Consider the following 19,627-nt stretch of genomic DNA (forward strand, 5'->3'; position numbering starts at 1 on the left):
CCCCTGGCGATCGCTAGCCTCGCCCTGTAGCTATTGACTGTGTTCCTTGTTTCCTCACAACTCCTTTGACCCAACCATGAACTCACAGCAGTTCTCCCTTGCCAATCATCTGCACCATTTACCTCATCCTGTCTTGGCGGGCGATCGCAAGGGCACCATTCTTTATGCCAACGCTGCGGCGCAACGGTTATTGAACCACGCTAGTACCGATTTAGCGGGCCTCTCCGTCATCGAGCTACTGTCCGCCAACTTTGACCTCTCCCTAGAGCGGTTCCAGCAAGTGCTCAACACCCAAACCCCGGCACAATGGGACTGCTATGATCCGCCCAAACAGCAGTGGTGGCAACTGGATTTAACCGCTGATGCTCACGGCTGGACCCTGACCCTAACGGAAATTACCGAACGCTATCGCCATTGGCTGCTCCAAGAAGCGCGGGTTAATGAACTGGAAAAATGGTGGCAGCGATTTCACACCCTGACGGAGATAGGTCAACAGCTCTTCTGGGAAATCCAAGGAGAGTGGTGTTATTGGTACGGTGACAGTCAAGGGGTGCTGGGGTACCCCCTAGAGCAATTGCCCAAAACCCTGCGAGCGTGGCAGCAACTCATCTACCCAGAGGATCAAGAGCGCTTTTGGCAAGCCATCCCTCAGCAAGGGGGAGCAACACCCTGCGATTTGGAATATCGCCTGCGCCATGCCAATGGTGCGTATGTGTGGGTGCGCGATCGCTGGGAATATCGGCAGGAACCACCAAACACCACAACCGTCATCGGCGTCATGGTCAATATCCATGACCAAAAGATACAGGAAATGCGCCTGCGGGAAAGCGAACAACGCTATCGCAACCTCGTAGATCACCTACCCGCCGTGGTGTATCGCTGTGCCATTGATGCTTCGTGGACGATGGAATACCTAAGTCCCAAGTTCACCGAGCTGACGGGGTATCTCCCGAGCGAACTGGTGCACAATCAGGTTCGTAGCTACGCTAGTATTACGCATCCAGAAGATAGCGATCGCGTTGATTGCACAATCCATGAGGCTCTTGCCAAGGGCTTCCCCTTTAGTGTCGGCTACCGCATTTTCTGTGCTGATGGGTCGGAGCGTTGGGTACATGAGTACGGTCAGGGAGTCTATGACGTAACCGGCAAAGCCTATGCAATTGAGGGCATCATTGTGGATGAAACAGAACGGATTCAGTCAGAACAAGCCCTCAGAGAAAGTGAGTATCGCTGGCGTGCGGTCTTTGAAAATGCCCAAGTCGGGATTATTGTCACTAGCCCTGCTAACCACTACCGCCTTGTGTATTGCAATCCCTTTTTTTGCCAATTTGTCGGCTACACCGCTCCTGAACTGGCAAATCTCACCGCCCATGATCTGACCTTTGCTGAAGATTGGCCTGAGGAGGCGGCTCTCATCCAAGAGTGTCAACTGGGACTGCGCAACACCTATCAAATTGTCAAGCGTTACCGCCACAAAAAGGGGCACACCGTCTGGGGAAATTTAACCCTCTCCTGTGTGCGCAATGCCAATGGTGAGCCTCACCTGCTGATTGCCCTGATTGATGACATTACTAGCCAACGCCAACTGCAACTCGCCCTCGATCGCGAGCGCAACCGCTATGAGCAGTTAGTGAACAATTGTCCCGTCATCATTTTGACTCTCAATCGCGACAAAACTCTCTTAACCAGTAATTGGGTTGGCTTGAAGACACTGGCAGCGGCTCAAGTGGTGCCCGGTATGCCATTTTCGGCACTGCTCCATCCCCAAGAATCAGTGACTCGGGTGGAAGCCCTGATTGACCGCGTTCTGGACAGAGAAACCATTAACGACGAAGAAATTCTGCTGCGTTGCCGCACCGATGCTCCCTGTGATATGCTCAGCCACCTTTTTCCCCTGCTGGATGAGGAGGAAGAAATTGTCGGCTGTGTGGTGGTCTGTACTGATATTAGCGATCGCAAACGTGCCCTTGCTGAACTGGATGAGCGCGAGGCTCAATATCGCAGTGTTTTCGAGTCTGTGGCCGATGGCCTAGTGATCTATGACACCGAAAACCTACAGATCGTTGAGGTCAATGATGCCATCTGCGACATCTATGGTTTCAGTCGTAGTGAATGCCTTGAACTCCAACCTGAGGATTTTCTGCACCCCGACTACCGCGATCAGTTTCAGGAATTCCTAGAGACGATTCGGCATCAGCCCACTTGGCACGGTGTCAGCAAGCATCGCTGTAGCGATGGCCAGGTTATTGATGTGGATATCTTTGCCACAAGGTTGCGCTACAAAGGCAAAAATCAAGTCCTCTGCGTCATCCGCGATATTACACAAATCAAGCGTTTTGAAGAAACTCAAGTGGCGATCGCCAAAGAACTCAGCCGACGGGAAGCACTCTTTCGCAATCTCATTAACGATTTAGATGTGGGAGTGATGCTGTTGTCTGCTGATCTCTACGCAAAAGTGATTAATCCTCGGGGCTGTGAGCTGCTGGGGGTCAAGGAAGCGGACATCATTGGTCAAAAACCAACAGAAATGGCTTGGGATGCCCTCAACGATGCCGGGGAACCAATGCCGCCAGCGGCTTTTCCGCTGATGATTGCCATTGCTCAAAAGCAACGGGTACAAGGGGTGATGGGCATTCTCAATCAACAAACCCAACAGCGGCTCTGGCTGCAAGTGACCGCTGATCCAGAAGTCACGGCAACGGGGAGCATTGAGCAGGTGATTCTCACCTTTAGCGATATTAGCGATCGCAAGCACTACGAGGCCTACCTTCAAGATCAAGCCGTTCGCCAGCGGGAACTCAACCAGCTCATTCAGGAGATTCGCGAAGCCCCTGATCTCAATCAGGCCTTTGCCAAGGCGGTACAGGAGGTGTGTCATATCCTGCGGGTCGATCGCGCCATTGTCGTCAAGTACGAGCCAGAACAGCACCACTGGATTCCCCTAGTGGAGTTTCTCAACAAACCCTATATAACCCCTAGCGTGGGGATAACGATTCCAGACGAGCATAATCCCATTGCCGCAACCCTCCGCCAAGGAAAAATTGCCGAGCTGCCTGCCCTAGAGAATCTGGATCCCACCGATGCAGTGAACCGTGCAATTGCTCAAGTGCTCGGTGGTGGCTGGCTCATTGCCCCAATTCGGATCAATCAGCAGATTTGGGGGGCTTTTTCCTTTCAGCGTTTTAATCATTCCAGCGGCTGGACAGATGAGGAACGCCAACTCATTCTCTCCTTCACCGATCAACTGGCAATTACCATTCAGCAAACAAACTTGTATGACTCACTGCAATTGGCCAATGCCGAACTCTCCCGCCTTGCGACCATTGATGGCCTCACCCAGATTGCCAATCGGCGCTATTTTGACCAGGATTTGCAGCAGCAGTGGCAGTTAGCCCAGCGAGAACAGACGAACATTTCCCTGATTCTTTGTGATGTCGATTTCTTCAAGAACTTCAACGACCACTACGGCCACCAAGCAGGGGATGACTGCCTGATCGCGATCGCGAAAATATTAACCCAAGCGGTGCGCCGTCCCACCGATTTAGCCGCACGCTACGGTGGTGAGGAATTTGCCTTGATTTTGCCCAATACCGATCTCGCTGGCAGTCTGTGCGTCGCCGAACGCATCCAACAGCTTCTCTATGCCTTGGAGATTCCCCATATGGCCTCCTCAGTGAGCGATCGCGTCACCTTGAGTATGGGCATTGTCAGCTTGCTGCCCCAAGTCGGCCAACCGGTGAATGAATTCATCACCCTTGCTGATCAGCAGCTCTATCTCGCCAAGCGGGGCGGGCGCGATCGCTATTGCTATGCTTAGACTCTTGCTTAGTGAGAACTCTTTCGTAGGCCTTCAGCAAATAGTGGGGCTTGAGGGCAGTCACTTGGTAGCCCACCAAAATCAGTAGCACAGCCACGAGGGCGATCGGTAGCCCCAAGGGCAGGAACAGTCTATGCTTTGGATCATGGCTAATCATGCGCCGCAACCGTTGGCCAAAAATTTTCAACTTGCCCCGCCAGCCCTGATGATCTTGCACCCGTGGTCTTTGGGAGGGCTTTCCTAACAAGCGCTGCTGCCAGTAGTCATCGTGGCCAATGAGCAAAAATCGCCAGTAGAAGTGCCAGAGGCCATTGGGGGGAGCATGACTCGCACGGGCTTGGGGTTGACGCCAAATACACTCCCCTTGTTGCAGCAGTGTGTGGGCATGAATGACGCAGTTACCGCGATAGAGGGACAATTCAGTGGGAATGGGGTGATCCGGCAAAAACTGACGGCGAAAAGCCACATTATTCAAAAAGTAGCCCGCCCGCCGGTTCCATTTGCCTTCCCCCACTGTATTGCGGAAAAATGTCAGTCAGTGCCATAGCTGTGCGGTAAACACCAGCCCCGCGAATCGCAGTTTCCCCAGCCAGCACTAGATACGCTTGGGGAGCATCCCCTGTTTCAAGAGCAGGACTTCATTGGCGGCAGTGGGGGGTAAATCTTGGCTAGCAAGGGACTGGAGGGCACGGTGGAGTCCAGCCATATCCGCATTTGCCAAGTGCTCAGTTTCCAAGATGATGGAGAAGGTGGGCAGAAGTGGCGTGGAGGACATAGACATCTTGCAGAGGTAGCCGTTCTGTGGGTACAACTCCAGTGTTATTCTCCCAAACGCCATAAATGAGCCGCCCAAACCGTAAAGAATTGCAACATGCGCCTTTGTCGGGTTAAGGGGCAGAAGAATTGCCTATAATACTGTGAGCACGCCAATGCTTGAGGGAGTTGACGTTGACCACGACCGTTTTTCAAACCACAAAATCCCAAGAAATTTTTGCCGCTGCCCAAAAACTCATGCCCGGTGGCGTCAGTTCACCTGTGCGTGCCTTCAAGTCCGTCGGCGGCCAGCCCATTGTCTTTGATCACGTCAAGGGTGCCCACATTTGGGATGTAGACGGCAACCAATACATTGACTATGTGGGGTCTTGGGGACCCGCGATCGTCGGCCATGCCCATCCCGAAGTCATTGATGCTCTCCATGCCGCCCTTGAAAAGGGAACCAGCTTTGGCGCCCCCTGCGTGCTTGAGAATATCTTGGCGGAAATGGTGATTGCCGCTGTCCCTAGTGTCGAGATGGTGCGCTTTGTGAATTCTGGCACCGAAGCCTGTATGGCAGTGCTGCGGCTCATGCGTGCCTATACCCAGCGGGAAAAGGTGATCAAGTTTGAAGGCTGCTACCACGGTCATGCCGATATGTTCTTGGTCAAAGCAGGGTCAGGAGTCGCTACATTGGGTTTACCCGATTCTCCCGGCGTGCCGAAAGCAACCACCGCCGCCACATTAACCGCACCCTACAACGATCTCGAAGCGGTCAGTCGCCTCTTTGAACAGTATCCCGATGACATTGCGGGGGTGATCCTTGAACCTGTGGTCGGCAATGCGGGTTTTATTCCGCCAGATGCCGGCTTTCTCGAAGGGCTGCGAGAGCTGACAAAACAGTACGGTGCCCTCTTGGTCTTTGATGAAGTCATGACCGGCTTTCGCATCGCCTATGGTGGTGCTCAGGAAAAATTTGGTGTGACACCAGACCTCACCACCCTCGGAAAAGTGATTGGCGGTGGCCTACCGGTGGGTGCCTATGGCGGTCGCGCTGACATTATGAAGATGGTGGCGCCGGCAGGACCGGTGTATCAAGCGGGTACCCTCTCTGGCAATCCCTTGGCAATGACAGCGGGCATTAAAACCTTGGAAATTCTCAGCCGCCCCGGTAGCTATGAGCAGCTGGATCGGATCACAGGCAAGCTGATCCAAGGACTGTTAGAGGCCGCACGGGAATTTGGCCATGAGGTGTGTGGTGGGCACATCAGTGGCATGTTTGGTCTCTTTTTCACCGCTGGTCCGGTGACGAACTATGAGCAAGCCAAGCAGTCCGATTTGAAAAAGTTTGCGGCCTTCCACCGGGGTATGTTGGAGCAGGGGATTTACCTTGCGCCATCCCAGTTTGAAGCGGGCTTTACTTCCCTTGCCCATACAGAGGCGGATATTGAGCGCACCATTGCGGCAGCGCGGACAGTGCTGAGTCAGCTTTGAGCTTTCACCGTCGCGGCAAGGAGCACCACATCCATTAAGTCCGCAAGGTTGAGGCAGGGAAAGACCATGACATCCCCCAATTGATGAATGGCTCGGCTGCTATCTTCGGCCAAGGTAATCATGGGGAGTTTTCGCAGTTTGGGATGATTCTCCAGATCGGCGACCTCGTCAGCGGGCAAATCCCAAATCAGAACATCGGGTTGCCAAATCTCCACCAAGAGATCGGCCTGTTCGAGGTCTTCTGCTTCGAGGAGCCGCAGGTGGGGCAGGCTAATGTCATGGAGGAGGCCGAGGCGGAGTACCGTTTGATTGAGGAGGGGACGCTCAAAAGTCGATTCTTCGACTGGAGCAGCCAATCGCGGGAAACACCAGCGATCGAGGACATCAATCAGCAGGCTGGGATGACTACTCAAGGGCAGCCGTTGCACAAAACCGGTCAAGCCCAAGGGAGTGGCTTCATCGGAGAGGATGATCAACGGAACAGTGGCCGTGAAGGGGCTGGTGGCCAGACTCTCAACCACATCAGCCAAAATGAGACTACTGGCGGGGCGGACAACAATGGCCGTGGGTTGCAGTTGCTCCAGCTTATCCAGCGCTTCAAGGGGATGGCGAGCGACCACATAGCCGTAGTGACTGCGCTGCAATGCGGAAGTCGTGTCCATGATCCACGTGGCATCATTACTGACCAAAAGGATCAATTGAGCCGTAGTGGGTAATTCAGGGGGAAGTTCCTCAGCAAAGGGCAGTAGTACTGTCCACTCACTGGAGTCGTCAGCTTGGGCAATAAAGGAAAGCTCACCATTGTGGAGACGACAGAGTTGGCGGGCGAGCATCAGCCCCATGGTGACTTCGGCGTAGTCCTCGAGGCATTCGTGCAGCAGGCGATCGTGATCCTTGAGGGGAATGCCATGTCCCTCTTCCCACAGTTGCAGCGCCAGCCAATTTTGCCAGCGACTCAGGCGTAGTCCATAGCGATCGCTGGGAAAGAGCATCAGCCACCCCAAGAGATGGGCAAGAATCTGCCGTAGCCGCAGAGCATCGCCGTAGAGGTACACATGGCTCAAGGGCTGATCAATGTGCCACTGCCACTGCCAACCCGGCGGGGTTAGATGGTAAAGATGCTCCGCCAACTCCTGCGATCGCAACCACAAACCCGCCAATTCTACGGTTTCCCATTGCAATTCCAACTCTCGCCAAAGGGCACGGGTGTAGTCCTGCCACGCCTGAATGAGGCGATTCATTTGCCAACCGCTACGCTGGATCAGGGCAAGGTAGTCCTGTTGCTCTGGTAGAGGGTGCTGCCACAAAAGTTGGGTGAGGCTGAGAATCGCCGTTAGGGGATTTTTGAGTTCATGCCCCAAGCTCAGGAGGAGGCGCTTTTGCTGATGGAGGCGCAGTTGGTGCAAGCGGGTGGGGGTCGTCGGATCTGACTCCTGCCGCCGTTGGGCAAAAAATAACCAATAGCGATCGCTCGCCACCGCGACACCGCTTTCTGCCTTCTCCCAGTCCAACGACGTTAAATTCAAGGGAAACGAACACACCTGCCAGAGCGATCGCCCGAAGGGCGCGCTACGCGATCGCGCCTCTAGTGCCTGACAATTCATGCCTTCAAATTTAGGCTGCACCAGTGGCAAGAAATCAGTTAAGTGTTCTGACCAAGCGCGATTTTGCCAAACGACTCTCCCTTGGGCGTTTTGAATTTGTACCGGCAAAGGCAATTGTTCAATCACCTCCAGCCAAGGCAAAGGGGGCTGGCACGCCCAGCGATAGAGCAAGCGTTGCTGATCCAGCAGTCCCAAAAAACAACCCTGTGCATCCACAACCGCAATATAGGCTGGCATCTGGACTTGGCTGCGCAACCACCCCTGAAACTGCAATAAAGTCCACCCTGCGGGTACCACCATCACGGGCGATCGCCAAGAAGCCGTCACACTCCCCACCGCCAAGTCGGCTAACGTCCCTTCCCGCTCCAAACTCAACGCCAACCGCCAGCCCTGCACCACTCCCAAGGGTTTTTGCCCCTCATCCACAATGACGATCGTCTCTGGGAGGGTTTCTTGCCAACGCTGGCACACCTCGCTGAGAGACAAACCTGCCCCCACCGTCATTGCAGGTTCAGTAAAGCTGGCTAGGGAGAGGGAATTCATGGATACAGCCCTTTTTTGCAATGGGGGATACATCAAATAATGAAGTAGGATGCCGTTTTACGCCGGCTTTGCCATTCTTGAGTGTGTTCTGTCCTTGTGAGCAGGGCTGTTGGTCCTAAGCTTGTAATGAAATGGCAACACTCCTCCAGAAAACACTGCCACCACCAGCGAGAAAGTGATAGGATGCTATCAGATGCAAACTCAAGTTCTGAAAGCACGTGGCGCAGTCAACCGCACTAACAATCTGTGGCTTAGTTTACTCGCCCGCTATTGGCCAAGAACTAGTTCGTTTGCACAACTCCGACATTGATGAACTTGTTTACTTTTCGACTGAGAGAGAGTTTTGCAGCTATGTAGAGCAGCGGCGAAATAGCATCGCTTGTTTAATTTTAGAATGGGGAGAGGGGACTCCGCAAATCATTACCTACCTGCACCACAGCGCCACCCTCCTGCCGGCAATTATTATCTTTCCGGCTGACCTGTCGCCACTTCCCCCAGGCCCCCACTATCACATTGCTGAAATCATTCTTAGCACCGATAATCTGCATTCCCTGAATCAGTCTATTGAGGAGGCCATCACCGGATTTATCAAGTTGTGTCCGGGGTGTGCGGTGCCCCCCCACGTCATGTTCCGCATGCCGACCCTCAAGGACAGTGGCAACCTTGACCCCCAGCACCGTTTGTCCCAAAAATTAAAGGAGCGCCTAGGCTACCTTGGGGTGTATTATAAGCGCGATACCGCCTTTTTCTTTCGGCGGATGTCCGCTGCCGACAAGCGCAAGCTCCTCGATGAGTTGCGCTCAATTTATCGTACCATTGTTCTGGAGTACTTCAGCAGTAATTCCAAAGTTAATGAGCGTATTGATGAATTTGTTAGCAAAGCATTCTTCGCAGATATTTCCGTTTCCCAAGTCCTAGAGATTCACGTTGAACTCATGGATAATTTTTCTAAGCAACTCAAACTGGAAGGCCGCAGTGAGGACATTTTGCTCGATTATCGCCTGACCCTCATTGATGTCATTGCCCATTTGTGCGAAATGTACCGTCGCTCAATTCCGCGTGAGGTGTAGCGCCCATGACCCCACTGCGGAAAACTTACGTTCTCAAACTCTACGTGGCCGGCAACACCCCCAACTCCGTGCGGGCTCTGAAAACCCTCAATAATATTCTTGAAAAGGAATTTAAGGGGGTTTATGCCCTCAAAGTGATTGATGTCCTAAAAAATCCGCAACTGGCGGAGGAGGATAAAATTTTAGCGACCCCAACCCTTGCCAAAGTCTTGCCGCCGCCTGTACGTCGCATCATCGGTGATCTGTCCAACCGAGAGAAGGTGCTCATTGGCTTGGACTTGCTGTATGAAGAAATTGGTGAGCCAGCGGATGACGATCTCAGTTTGGAATAGGCGCAGTGGTTAGAGTATCTCAGTTTAGAATAACCTTTTGGAATTTTTGGCAGCATACTGATCTCAACATCTTCTATGACGAACCTACCTGAAAGTCAGTTCAGTACAACTGAGCAATCGCCTGCGGAAGTCAAGAAAATCCCGACAATGATTGAGGGATTTGACGACATCAGCCATGGGGGACTGCCCCAAGGACGCACCACTTTGGTGAGTGGCACCTCCGGCACAGGGAAGACCCTTTTTGCAGTTCAGTTTCTCTACAATGGCATTACGATTTTTAATGAGCCAGGTATATTTGTTACATTTGAAGAGTCGCCCCAAGACATTATTAAAAATGCCCTGAGCTTTGGCTGGAATCTGCAAAGCCTCATTGATCAAGGCAAGCTCTTTATCCTCGATGCTTCCCCAGATCCCGATGGTCAGGAGGTAGCTGGGGATTTTGACTTATCTGCTCTGATTGAGCGCATTCAGTACGCCATTCGCAAATACAAAGCAACACGGGTTTCCATTGACTCCGTGACAGCTGTTTTTCAGCAGTACGATGCCGCCTCAGTGGTGCGGCGGGAAATTTTCCGCTTGGCGTTTCGTCTGAAGCAACTGGGCGTGACCACCATTATGACCACGGAGCGGGTAGATGAATATGGGCCAGTGGCGCGTTTTGGGGTGGAGGAATTTGTCTCCGATAACGTGGTGATTTTACGCAATGTGCTTGAGGGGGAACGGCGGCGGCGCACTGTGGAAATTCTCAAGCTGCGGGGCACCACCCATATGAAGGGGGAATATCCCTTCACGATCAACAATGGCATCAATATCTTCCCCTTGGGAGCCATGCGTCTTACCCAGCGCTCCTCCAATGTGCGGGTGTCTTCGGGGGTCAAGACCCTCGACGAGATGTGTGGGGGTGGCTTCTTCAAGGATTCCATTATTTTGGCCACGGGGGCAACGGGTACGGGCAAGACCCTGTTGGTGAGCAAGTTCTTGGAGACAGGATGCCAGCAGGGAGAACGCGCCTTGCTGTTTGCCTATGAAGAGTCAAGAGCCCAGTTGTCTCGCAATGCCTCCTCTTGGGGAATTGATTTTGAGGAGCTAGAACGGCGAGATCTGTTGCGGATTATTTGTGCCTACCCTGAGTCAGCAGGGCTAGAGGATCACCTACAGATTATTAAATCCGAGATTGCGGACTTTAAGCCCTCACGGGTGGCCATTGACTCCCTTTCTGCTTTGGCGCGGGGGGTAAGCAACAATGCCTTCCGGCAGTTTGTGATTGGGGTCACTGGATTTGCCAAGCAAGAGGAGATCACCGGCTTTTTCACCAATACGACCGATCAGTTTATGGGCTCTAACTCCATTACCGAGTCCCATATTTCTACAATCACAGATACGATTTTGCTGCTACAGTATGTGGAAATTCGCGGTGAAATGTCGCGGGCAATTAACGTCTTTAAGATGCGGGGTTCGTGGCACGACAAGGGCATTCGCGAGTATGTCATCACAGAAAAGGGCGCCGAGATCCGCGATTCGTTCCGTAACTTTGAGGGGATTATCAGCGGTACCCCAACCCGTATTGCGGTGGATGAAAAAACGGAGTTGGCACGGATTGCCAAGGGAATGCAGGATCTAGAGAACCAGTAACCCCATGCAGCTCAACCAAGTCATTGTGGTGCACAAGGCCGGCGATCGCCAGAGCAAGGAATGGGCGGATCGCGCCTCCCGTCAACTGCAACAGCGTGGCGCCAATGTGCTTGTGGGGCCGAGTGGGCCTAAGGACAACCCCTACCCCGTCTTTATGGCCTCGGTAACAGAGCCGATAGATCTGGCCGTTGTTCTGGGGGGAGATGGCACTTCCTTGGCGGCGGCACGGCATCTGGCTGCGGCGGGGGTTCCGATTCTGGCGGTCAATGTGGGGGGGCATTTGGGGTTTTTGACGGAACCATTAGAGCTGTTTCGCGATATGGAGGCGGTTTGGGATCGCCTTGAGCGGGATGAGTACGCCATGCAACAGCGAATGATGCTGCAAGCCCAAGTGTTTGAGGGATCAAAATTGCATCCTGAAGTGGTGGGCGATCGCTACTATGCCCTGAACGAAATGTGCATTAAGCCGGCATCTGCCGATCGCATGATCACCGCCATCCTCGAAATGGAAATTGATGGCGATGTGGTGGATCAGTACCAAGGGGATGGGTTGCTGGTGGCCACCCCTACCGGCTCCACCTGCTATACGGTCGCCGCCAATGGCCCCATTTTGCATCCGGGGATGGAAGCGCTTGTGGTGACGCCGATTTGTCCCTTGAGTCTCTCGAGTCGCCCCATTGTCTTGCCCTCGCGCTCTGAAGTGAGCATTTGGCCGTTGGACGATCACAGCCTCAATACTAAACTGTGGATGGATGGCGTACTGGCCACCTCCATCTGGCCGGGACAGCGGGTACAGGTGACGATGGCCGATTGTCAGGCACGCTTTATCCTCCTGCGGGATCACTACTCTTTCTATCAAACGCTACGGGAGAAGTTGGCTTGGGCAGGGGCACGCATTCCTTACCACAACAACCACCGCAATTAGATCACAACCCCATGCTTGCAACGCATCTATAATGGGCGCATTCCTCACGGGTCTTTTGCGATGATTGTCAGTCCCCTTGAACGAGCGGTGCTTGGATCGAGTGCCGAAACGCTTGTTGATCAGCTTCTGGAAATTGGCATTGCCCTTTCCGCGAGCCAATCCCTAGAGGAACTACTGCATCTCATTCTCACGAAAAGTCGCCAAATTACTGCTAGCGATGCCGGCACAATTTTTCTAGTTCGGGGCGAACGGGCAGTTCTGGAATTTAAGGCGGCTCAAAATGATAGTGTTGCTCTCCCTGAGCAGGTACAGGACACTACAGTCCCCCTCACCCCTGATAGCTTGGTGGGCTATGCCGCCCTCACGGGGGAATCCCTGAATATTCCCGATGTGTATGCCCTAGCGGGAAACGAGCTGTACCAATTCAATCGTTCTTTTGATGAAGCCCTGCGCTATCGAACCTGCTCGGTGCTGGTGGTGCCGATGCAAAATGTCAGTGGTGAGGTGATTGGCGTTCTGCAACTGATTAACCGCAAGCGATCGCCCGACACCCTGCTGACGCCAGAAACCACTGTGGCTCTCACCCAACCCTATAGCCCTTGGGAAGAACACATTGTGCGATCGCTGGCCAGTCAGGCGGCTGTGATTATTGAGCGCAACCATCTCCTAGAAAGTATTGAACAGCTCTTTGAGGGCTTTGTCACCGCTTCAGTTCAGGCCATTGAGGCGCGGGATCCAACAACAGCAGGACATTCCGAACGGGTTGCCGCTCTCACGGTTCATCTAGCGCAGACTATTAATGAAACCTCTAGGGGAGTATTTCGCGAGGTCGCCTTTAGCGATCGCCAACTGCAAGAGATTCGCTATGCAGCGCTGCTCCATGATTTTGGCAAGGTGGGTGTGCCGGAGGCTATTCTCAACAAGCAAAAGAAACTCTACCCTGAACAATTGGAGGTGATTCGCCAACGGTTTGCCCTCGTGCGCCGCACCCTAGAAATGGAAACAGCTCAAGCCAAGGTGAACTATCTCCTGTGCCATCCCCACACGGTTCATAGCCCAGAACAGGCCTGTCACCACTGCGCCTTTTTGCGTCACTTCGATGAGGAACTTCGCCAACAACTGGTCACCCTCGAAGCCTATTGGCAGTTGCTCGAGCAGGCCAATGAGCCGCAAATTCTCGATCAAGAACCCCTTGCCCGCCTTCAGGAATTAACCCAGTTTTATTATCGCGGGACTGATGGCGAACTCCATCCCCTGATTACGGCCAGCGAACTGGAACAACTCTTGGTGCGGCGAGGGAATCTTACCCAACAGGAGCGGCGGCTCATTGAGGCCCACGTCACCCATACCTACCAGTTTCTCTGCCGCATTCCTTGGACACCCCACCTAAAAAATGTGCCGATCATTGCCTATGGTCACCATGAGCGATTGAATGGCAGTGGCTACCCGCGAGGTATTGGGGCGGCGGAGATTCCTTTGCAAACCCAGATGCTGGCGATCGCCGATATTTACGATGCCCTGACGGCCAAGGATCGCCCCTACAAAAAGAGTCTACCCGTGGATGCGGCCCTAGAGATTCTGTGGCAGGAGGCCAAGGAATTTAAGATTAATCCCGATCTCGTTGAACTCTTTGAGCAACAGGAGGTCTTTCGGGTGCTGGGGCACCAGCGCTAGGGTTGATGGGGAGACGATCGCAAAAAGGAGACTTTCCAAAGCGTAGCCGCCAGCCAATTAGTACAGGTATGGGCGACGATCGCTAGGAGTAAATTATTCATTGCGACGGCACTATAGGCAAACAGCCCGCCCACAATGGTTGCCCACAGGGCATAGGGCCACTGCTGCCGCGATCCAGCGTGCAAAATACCAAAGCACACCGAGCTACCGATGATCCCTGCCCAGTTGAGACCCAAGCTTGGTAGGAGCACCCCGCGAAAGAGCAGCTCTTCACTGAGGCCGGGCAGAATGCCAATCCAAAATAAATCAGGCCACAGCAGCGGTGAAAGTACCAGTTTCAGGTAGGTATCCGACGCATGGCGGTAGGCGGGCCAGAGCCGATACAAAATAGCCCCCATCCCCGTAATTCCTAAGCAGAGGACAATCCCTAAAACCACTGCCCAACCATCCCAGCGCAGCGGCAGAAGTCCCGCGGAAAAGGGGGTCAATAACCACACCCGCGCCAAAATCAACCACAGGATGGCCGTCAACGCCATGGCCACTAAGACCTGCGTACGACTCAGAGGCTCATCGGGCAGGGGGGACTCCTCCATAGGCCTACGCTTTCTGGAATTGACCAAATTGGAAGTTATAGACCTCTTCCTCTTTTTCAGAGATGAGTTTGAGATCTGAACAGGGGCGAGCCACACAGAGGAGCACATAACCTTTTTCCCGCAGTTCGGGACTCAGCCCCATGGCATCGCCGTGATCAACGGTACCCTCTTGAATTTGGGCGGCACAGGTAGTGCACACCCCGGCATTACAGGAACTGGGGAGATCAATGCCAGCAGCGGTGGCCGATCGCAGGATGGGTTTATCGGCACTGGCTTCAAACGTGTAGGTTTGTCCTTGGTGCAGGATCTCAACACGAAAGGTTTGGGTCATTCTTGCAGTGAGCTATGACGCAACATCTTTCCTATTATCCCCCTAATCCTCGCGATCGCTGGTTTCCTCTGGTGCGGACTTTAGCCAGCGGCTCAAAGGTTCAGGGATGGCGACCCGTTGGCGTTCTTGCAGGCAAATGTGTTGCGTCTGGGCAATGGCCACCCGATCGCCCCCCGCATTGTAGAGCGTATAGGTCAGTTGAAAACGGCTGTGATCCAGTCTTTGGGGGTCAATGGTCACCCGCAGGCGATCGCCACAGTAGAGGGGCTTCAAAAAGCGCACCTGCGCCTCCGTAATCGGCACAATCAGGCCATTGTTGCTAAAAAATTGCCGCAGATCCACCCCCAACTGGGCAAGGACATCCTCATAGGCCTCATGGCAAAACCGCAGCAGATTAGCAAAGTAAACTACCCCAGCGGCATCCGTGTCAGCAAAATGAACCGTGCGCTCATAGTCGCGAAGGGGTGTTGTATTCATTGATGACCATCCCATGGGGTTGTCCAACACAAGCCATACGCAAAAACGCGCCACAGCCTTTATTGTTAATGTAGGGTACAGCCCTTTTGCAAGCTATTGGGGTACGGGACGGATGAGTAACAAAGGCAGTTCTGATCTGCGACTTCTTTTGAGCACGCTTGTCATCAGCGGCTTGGTCGCAGCACTGGCCTATTGGCAACTCAGTCAACGCTGGACGCCCTCCCCCGATCAGAATGGTGGCTCCCCCACGGAAACCACCTCCAAGTGGCAAAAAATTGCCCTCGCTACGACGCTGCGCGGCCATCAAGATGAAGTGAACGCGATCGCCCTCAGTCCCGACGGTAATTTACTCGTCAGTGGTGGCGACGATCGCAAGCTGTATTTTTGGAATTTGGCTACGGGAACTGCCCTCGGACAAGCCACCGGTCACACCGATTGGATCTACGCCCTTGTGATCACTCCCGATGGTCAAACCGTGATTAGCGGCAGCAAAGACAAAACCATCAAACTCTGGGATGTGAGCGATCGCCAGCTCCAGGCCACCCTCACTGGCCACCAAGATTTTGTAAATGGCTTAGCTCTTAGTCCCGATGGCCGCACCCTTGCCAGTGCCAGCTATGATCACACCGTCAAACTGTGGGATCTCCCTAGCCGTCAGGAAATCACTACCCTAAAAGGCAATGAGGGCATCATGCTCAGCGTTGCCATTAGTCGCGATGGGCGTTTTTTAGCCACTGGCGGAGTGGATAAGCTGATCCGCATTTGGGATTTGCCCTCGCGCCGCCTCCTGCGCACCCTCGAAGGACACACCAGCGATGTCAATAGCCTCGCCTTCACCCCCGACAGCAGCCAACTAGTGAGCGGCAGTGACCAAGACGGGATCAAAGTCTGGAACTTGGCCACAGGAGAACTTCAGCATCAGTTTGGCACCGAAGGTGGGCAAGTCTTTAGCGTGGCGGTGAGTCCCGATGGCAGCACCATTGCCAGTGGCCACGGCGATCAAACCGTCAAACTTTGGTCTCTCTCCGGCCAGTCATTGCGCACCCTCAAAGGCCACTCTGGTGCCGTGTACAGTGTCATTTTTGGTCAAGATCAACTGATTTCCGCCAGTGAAGACCGAACCATTAAGGTGTGGCGCCTCTTTCCCGGAAGCTCATAGAGAACTTATATGTCTCAACTGCGAAGCAAAAAAAACGGCTAAGATGCCCAAGAATCTTAGCCACGGAGAACAACGGCTTGAATCTTCTTTAGCCAACACTCCCCTCGAGCTTCAGGCTCAGCAGGCGATCGGCCTCGACCGCGAATTCCATCGGCAACTGGTTAAAGACATCGCGACAGAAGCCACTAATCATCATTGAGACCGCATCTTCGGCAGAAATGCCCCGCTGGGCAAAGTAGAAGAGTTGATCCTCACCAATTTTTGAGGTTGAGGCCTCATGCTCCACCTGTGCCGTGGGGTTTTGCACCTGAATATAGGGGAAGGTATTGGCGGCTGCCGTATCACCAATGAGCATCGAATCGCATTGGGAATAGTTGCGTGCTCCCGTGGCCTTCGGCCCAATTTTCACCAAGCCGCGATAGCTATTTTGGGAGTGCCCTGCCGAGATCCCCTTGGAGACAATCGTGCTGCGGGTATTCTTACCAATGTGGATCATCTTGGTGCCCGTGTCCGCCTGCTGGTAATGATTGGTGAGGGCAACGGAGTAGAATTCACCCACGGAATTATCCCCCACCAAGACACAACTGGGGTACTTCCAAGTAATGGCTGAACCTGTTTCCACCTGTGTCCAAGAAATTTTGGAGTTGCGGCCAAGGCAGAGTCCACGCTTGGTCACAAAGTTATAGATGCCCCCCTTGCCGTTTTCATCGCCAGCGTACCAGTTTTGCACCGTGGAGTATTTGATTTCGGCATTGTCAAGGGCCACCAGTTCTACGACTGCTGCGTGGAGTTGATTGGTATCGAACATGGGAGCAGTACAGCCTTCAAGGTAGCTCACATAGCTGCCCTCATCAGCAATAATCAGCGTGCGCTCAAACTGCCCCGACTCACCATTGTTAATGCGGAAATAGGTGGATAGCTCCATCGGACAGCGGGTGTTCTTGGGAATATAGACAAAAGAGCCATCGGAAAAGACGGCGGAGTTCAAAGCAGCATAGAAGTTATCGCCAATGGGGACAACGCTGCCCAAGTATTTCTGCACCAACTCGGGATATTCGTGGAGCGCTTCAGAAATGGAGCAGAAAATGATCCCCTGCTTGGCCAACTCCTCACGGAATGTGGTAGCCACTGACACGCTATCGAAAATGGCATCTACGGCCACATTGCTCAGCCGCTTTTGCTCTGAAAGGGGAATCCCCAGTTTCTCAAAGGTTTCCAGCAGGACGGGATCCACTTCATCCAAGCTCTTCAGCTTTTCCTTTTGTTTTGGAGCCGAGTAATAGACAATGTCTTGGTAGTTGATGGGGGGATAGCTCACCCGTGGCCATGTGGGTTCGCTCATCTTCAGCCATTGGCGATAGGCCCGCAGGCGAAACTCCAGCATGAACTCTGGCTCGTTCTTTTTGGCAGAGATGAGGCGGATAATGTCCTCGTTGAGACCTCGGGGAATGGTTTCCGTCTCAATTTGGGTGACAAAGCCGTATTTATAGGGCTGATTGACGAGGGATTGTACCGTTGCCGACATCGAGTGTTCTCTTGGGTGAAGGAATGGCCAAAATTTAGAGTATATTAAGCAACAAGATGGTTGCTTTATCTCTAGGACTAATTTAGCAACAAAACGGTTGTTTTAGTCAAGGGGGCGTTGCGTGACGCTCACATCAGATACTAAACAGGACATCTTACACTGCCTTCTCCGCGACGGTCACCTCAGTGCCCAGGAGTTGGCGGCACAACTGGCGATTAGTCCGCAAGCGGTGCGGCGGCACCTCAAGGATCTAGAGGCGGAGCAACTAGTGACCTATGAAGTCCTGTCGGGTACGGTGGGGCGTCCCCAATACCGTTACACGATTAGCGAGGCGGGACGAGAGGAACTACGGCAACTGCAACTGCGGCAACAGTCGAGTCAGACAAAGGGCTTTGCCGTTGAACTCTTGGAATCCGTAGCAGCAACCCTAGGCCCCGAGCAGATGCAGGACGTATTGCAGGCAGCTTGGCAGCGCAAGGCATTGGCCTATCGCGAGCAAATGGGAAGCGGTACGTTGGCGGAACGCTTGGCACGACTGGTGGCCCTGCGGCGACAGGAAGGGTATATGGCAGAGTTTTACCCCGTAAGTGAGCCTCAAGGTGCCTATCTCTTTACGGAATACAATTGTGCAATTTCCGCCGTTGCCCAGTCTTTTCCCACCGTCTGTAATCATGAGTTAGAGATGTTTGCGATCGCCCTTGGGGATTGTGCTGTGGAGCGCACCCATTGGCTTGTGGATGGTGAACATCGCTGTGGTTACCTGATTCGTCCTCTGAAGTAGCATGGCCTTTTGTCCGCCCACGTTTGTCCAGCAGAGCTTTAGCACCAGCAGTGGCCGTATGGTCTATTACACCCCCAGCGATCGCTACTGGGGTCAGGTGCAATCTCGCCCTCCCCTGGTCTTTCTCCACAGTTTGGGGGGTGGGTCTAGCCACTACGAGTGGTCGCAGGTGTATCCTGCCTTTGCGGCTCGCTACCGCGTTATTGCCCCGGATCTCATTGGTTGGGGCGAGTCGGATCACCCTGCCCGCGACTACAGCACTAGTGATTACTGGCTAATGATTGCTGAACTGTTGCGGATGCTGGGTTCCCCTGTGCCGGTGGTTGCCTCCTCCCTAACGGCGGGCATTGTGGTGCGCTTGGCGATTCAGCAACCCCATCTTTTTGAGCGTTTGTGTCTGGTCTGCCCCAGTGGATTCAATGACTTTGGTGAAGATCAAGGACAGGCGATCGCCAATGCCCTGCTGAGGGTGCCGATTCTTGATCGCCTCATTTACACCGTTGCTGCTGCTAACCCCTTGGCAGTGCGCAACTTCCTGAGCCAGTTTATTTTTGCCGACCCCCAGCGGCTTAAAGAAGAAACCGTAGAAGCGTACCTCCACTCTGCCTGTCGTCCCAATGCTGAATGGGCAGCTCTGGCCACCCTGAAGGGAAATCTCTCCTTTGATCTCAGCCAGTATTTACCCCAGTTAACGATCTCCACCGTGATCCTCTGGGGAGAAAAGGCCAAGCTCACGCCCCTTTCTCTAGGTGAGCGACTCTATGCCACCGCCCGCGATCGCCTGCAACAGTTTCACGTGATCCCCAAAGCAGGGGTCTTACCCCATCTGGAGCAACCCGAATGGGTGATCTACAGCCTGCGGCGCGATTTCTTGCTTTAAGTTGTTCCCGATACAGGTATCCTAGAAGTATTGCTTG

General features: G+C 53.6%; 17 protein-coding genes. 10 read left to right on the forward strand and 7 right to left on the reverse strand.

Translation table 11 applies throughout. The features are described 5' to 3' along the window. The first annotated feature begins 76 nt into the window (after positions 1-76). Positions 77-3,817, forward strand: coding sequence for a PAS domain S-box protein (locus RHJ80_RS09440; protein WP_310800870.1), 3,741 nt, complete (start codon positions 77-79; stop codon positions 3,815-3,817). Here the strand turns inward: RHJ80_RS09440 and RHJ80_RS09445 are convergent. After that, complete coding sequence (locus RHJ80_RS09445) at positions 3,750-4,331, reverse strand: hypothetical protein (protein ID WP_302677770.1); 582 nt, start codon at positions 4,329-4,331, stop codon at positions 3,750-3,752. The two genes, RHJ80_RS09440 and RHJ80_RS09445, sit on opposite strands and share 68 nt — an antisense overlap. An 81-nt stretch (positions 4,332-4,412) precedes the next feature. Beyond that, the gene (locus tag RHJ80_RS09450; RefSeq protein ID WP_206199958.1) at positions 4,413-4,592 is read right to left on the reverse strand and encodes a hypothetical protein; all 180 of its coding nucleotides are present in this window, start codon (positions 4,590-4,592) and stop codon (positions 4,413-4,415) included. Between the two features lie 236 nt (positions 4,593-4,828). Here RHJ80_RS09450 and hemL point away from each other — a divergent pair, with 236 nt between their 5' ends. Then, positions 4,829-6,064: a glutamate-1-semialdehyde 2,1-aminomutase gene (gene hemL, locus RHJ80_RS09455; protein WP_315862931.1), complete on the forward strand. Its 1,236-nt coding sequence runs from the start codon at positions 4,829-4,831 to the stop codon at positions 6,062-6,064. Here the strand turns inward: hemL and RHJ80_RS09460 are convergent. After that, on the reverse strand, positions 6,055-8,211 hold the full coding sequence (locus RHJ80_RS09460; protein WP_310800871.1) for a histidine kinase dimerization/phospho-acceptor domain-containing protein: 2,157 nt from the start codon (positions 8,209-8,211) through the stop codon (positions 6,055-6,057). The genes hemL and RHJ80_RS09460 overlap by 10 nt on opposite strands. Positions 8,212-8,429: 218 nt before the next feature. Between RHJ80_RS09460 and RHJ80_RS09465 the strand changes: the two genes are divergently transcribed. The 5 genes from RHJ80_RS09465 to RHJ80_RS09485 all read left to right on the forward strand — a co-directional run bounded on the left by RHJ80_RS09465 (position 8,430) and on the right by RHJ80_RS09485 (position 13,844). Next, the gene (locus RHJ80_RS09465) at positions 8,430-9,281 is read left to right on the forward strand and encodes a circadian clock protein KaiA (RefSeq protein ID WP_310800872.1); all 852 of its coding nucleotides are present in this window, start codon (positions 8,430-8,432) and stop codon (positions 9,279-9,281) included. Between the two features lie 5 nt (positions 9,282-9,286). Then, positions 9,287-9,613, forward strand: coding sequence for a circadian clock protein KaiB (kaiB, locus tag RHJ80_RS09470; RefSeq protein WP_302678165.1), 327 nt, complete (start codon positions 9,287-9,289; stop codon positions 9,611-9,613). Positions 9,614-9,688: 75 nt separating this feature from the next. Continuing rightward, positions 9,689-11,245 (forward strand): circadian clock protein KaiC, encoded by a 1,557-nt coding sequence (gene kaiC / locus RHJ80_RS09475; RefSeq protein ID WP_302678166.1) that lies wholly within the window; start codon positions 9,689-9,691, stop codon positions 11,243-11,245. A gap of 4 nt (positions 11,246-11,249) precedes the next feature. Then, positions 11,250-12,170, forward strand: coding sequence for an NAD(+) kinase (locus tag RHJ80_RS09480; protein ID WP_310800873.1), 921 nt, complete (start codon positions 11,250-11,252; stop codon positions 12,168-12,170). A 60-nt stretch (positions 12,171-12,230) separates the two neighbouring features. Beyond that, positions 12,231-13,844 carry an HD domain-containing phosphohydrolase gene (locus RHJ80_RS09485; RefSeq protein WP_310800874.1) on the forward strand — a complete coding sequence of 538 codons (1,614 nt, stop codon included), beginning with the start codon at positions 12,231-12,233 and terminating at the stop codon, positions 13,842-13,844. Here the strand turns inward: RHJ80_RS09485 and RHJ80_RS09490 are convergent. The 3 genes from RHJ80_RS09490 to RHJ80_RS09500 are packed head-to-tail and all read right to left on the reverse strand — an operon-like array spanning position 13,841 to position 15,245. Continuing rightward, a complete protein-coding gene (locus RHJ80_RS09490) occupies positions 13,841-14,437 on the reverse strand; it encodes a CPBP family intramembrane glutamic endopeptidase (protein WP_206199966.1) in 597 nt (198 codons plus the stop codon). The two genes, RHJ80_RS09485 and RHJ80_RS09490, sit on opposite strands and share 4 nt — an antisense overlap. A 4-nt stretch (positions 14,438-14,441) precedes the next feature. Next, positions 14,442-14,768 (reverse strand): 2Fe-2S iron-sulfur cluster-binding protein, encoded by a 327-nt coding sequence (locus RHJ80_RS09495; protein WP_149818908.1) that lies wholly within the window; start codon positions 14,766-14,768, stop codon positions 14,442-14,444. Between the two features lie 42 nt (positions 14,769-14,810). Then, positions 14,811-15,245, reverse strand: a complete 435-nt coding sequence (locus tag RHJ80_RS09500; protein WP_149818910.1) for a thioesterase family protein — start codon at positions 15,243-15,245, stop codon at positions 14,811-14,813. A gap of 112 nt (positions 15,246-15,357) precedes the next feature. On the opposite strand from RHJ80_RS09500, the gene RHJ80_RS09505 reads away from it, so the two are divergent. Beyond that, positions 15,358-16,404, forward strand: coding sequence for a WD40 repeat domain-containing protein (locus RHJ80_RS09505; protein WP_310800875.1), 1,047 nt, complete (start codon positions 15,358-15,360; stop codon positions 16,402-16,404). Positions 16,405-16,492: 88 nt separating this feature from the next. Here the strand turns inward: RHJ80_RS09505 and sufB are convergent, their stop codons facing one another. Next, on the reverse strand, positions 16,493-17,929 hold the full coding sequence (sufB, locus tag RHJ80_RS09510; protein ID WP_310800876.1) for a Fe-S cluster assembly protein SufB: 1,437 nt from the start codon (positions 17,927-17,929) through the stop codon (positions 16,493-16,495). 121 nt (positions 17,930-18,050) lie between these two features. On the opposite strand from sufB, the gene sufR reads away from it, so the two are divergent. Next, on the forward strand, positions 18,051-18,710 hold the full coding sequence (sufR, locus tag RHJ80_RS09515; RefSeq protein ID WP_149818916.1) for an iron-sulfur cluster biosynthesis transcriptional regulator SufR: 660 nt from the start codon (positions 18,051-18,053) through the stop codon (positions 18,708-18,710). A gap of 1 nt (position 18,711) precedes the next feature. Continuing rightward, a complete protein-coding gene (locus RHJ80_RS09520; RefSeq protein WP_206199970.1) occupies positions 18,712-19,590 on the forward strand; it encodes an alpha/beta fold hydrolase in 879 nt (292 codons plus the stop codon). Positions 19,591-19,627: the final 37 nt, after the last annotated feature.

This window comes from Thermosynechococcus sp. QS41, assembly GCF_031583515.1.
Classification (GTDB): Bacteria; Cyanobacteriota; Cyanobacteriia; order Thermosynechococcales; family Thermosynechococcaceae; genus Thermosynechococcus.

What these genes read in the sequence shown, in the direction of transcription:
- RHJ80_RS09460 (WP_310800871.1), bottom strand. Translation starts at nt 8,211, where the DNA reads ATGAATTCCCTCTCCCTAGCCAGCTTTACTGAACCTGCAATGACGGTG.
- RHJ80_RS09495 (WP_149818908.1), bottom strand. Translation starts at nt 14,768, where the DNA reads ATGACCCAAACCTTTCGTGTTGAGATCCTGCACCAAGGACAAACCTAC.
- RHJ80_RS09480 (WP_310800873.1), top strand. Translation starts at nt 11,250, where the DNA reads ATGCAGCTCAACCAAGTCATTGTGGTGCACAAGGCCGGCGATCGCCAG.
- RHJ80_RS09440 (WP_310800870.1), top strand. Translation starts at nt 77, where the DNA reads ATGAACTCACAGCAGTTCTCCCTTGCCAATCATCTGCACCATTTACCT.
- RHJ80_RS09500 (WP_149818910.1), bottom strand. Translation starts at nt 15,245, where the DNA reads ATGAATACAACACCCCTTCGCGACTATGAGCGCACGGTTCATTTTGCT.
- RHJ80_RS09485 (WP_310800874.1), top strand. Translation starts at nt 12,231, where the DNA reads ATGATTGTCAGTCCCCTTGAACGAGCGGTGCTTGGATCGAGTGCCGAA.
- sufB (WP_310800876.1), bottom strand. Translation starts at nt 17,929, where the DNA reads ATGTCGGCAACGGTACAATCCCTCGTCAATCAGCCCTATAAATACGGC.
- RHJ80_RS09450 (WP_206199958.1), bottom strand. Translation starts at nt 4,592, where the DNA reads ATGTCCTCCACGCCACTTCTGCCCACCTTCTCCATCATCTTGGAAACT.
- hemL (WP_315862931.1), top strand. Translation starts at nt 4,829, where the DNA reads ATGCCCGGTGGCGTCAGTTCACCTGTGCGTGCCTTCAAGTCCGTCGGC.
- RHJ80_RS09520 (WP_206199970.1), top strand. Translation starts at nt 18,712, where the DNA reads ATGGCCTTTTGTCCGCCCACGTTTGTCCAGCAGAGCTTTAGCACCAGC.
- kaiC (WP_302678166.1), top strand. Translation starts at nt 9,689, where the DNA reads ATGACGAACCTACCTGAAAGTCAGTTCAGTACAACTGAGCAATCGCCT.
- kaiB (WP_302678165.1), top strand. Translation starts at nt 9,287, where the DNA reads ATGACCCCACTGCGGAAAACTTACGTTCTCAAACTCTACGTGGCCGGC.
- RHJ80_RS09505 (WP_310800875.1), top strand. Translation starts at nt 15,358, where the DNA reads ATGAGTAACAAAGGCAGTTCTGATCTGCGACTTCTTTTGAGCACGCTT.
- RHJ80_RS09490 (WP_206199966.1), bottom strand. Translation starts at nt 14,437, where the DNA reads ATGGAGGAGTCCCCCCTGCCCGATGAGCCTCTGAGTCGTACGCAGGTC.